This window comes from Olleya sp. Ti.3.14, from assembly GCF_038154885.1.
Taxonomy (GTDB): Bacteria; Bacteroidota; Bacteroidia; order Flavobacteriales; family Flavobacteriaceae; genus Olleya.
The window spans coordinates 1-292 of record NZ_JBAKAO010000066.1 but is presented as its reverse complement, the minus strand read 5'-3'; the positions used below and the strand labels follow the sequence as shown (position 1 = coordinate 292).

Below are 292 nucleotides of genomic sequence, written 5' to 3'. Positions count from 1 at the left end.
AAACAATCATACGTTCTAATCCAGGATTATTAAAATTAGAAAAAGGAACCATTATCCAAAAGGTACATTGGAATGTTGTGAACCAATTAATCTTCCCTAAAGTAGATAGACCAGCACGTAAGGTTATAGGTGATGGAACAGCACATGTAGTTGATGATAAAGTTTTAAATAAAGAAGCGTTTGAAGCTTTACAGTTAAGTGAGGATCAAATTGAAAAGGTATCTGTTTTTAAAGGAGCTTCAGAGGTTAAAACGGTTATTGAGTCAATAAACACAGCTACTGGTAAAAATTA

Annotated in this window: 1 pseudogene; it reads left to right on the top strand. The window is 32.5% G+C overall.

Features of this window, described 5'->3' with window-relative positions:
- A pseudogene (locus tag V6251_RS15305) lies at nucleotides 1-292 on the top strand (hypothetical protein); the annotation flags it as partial.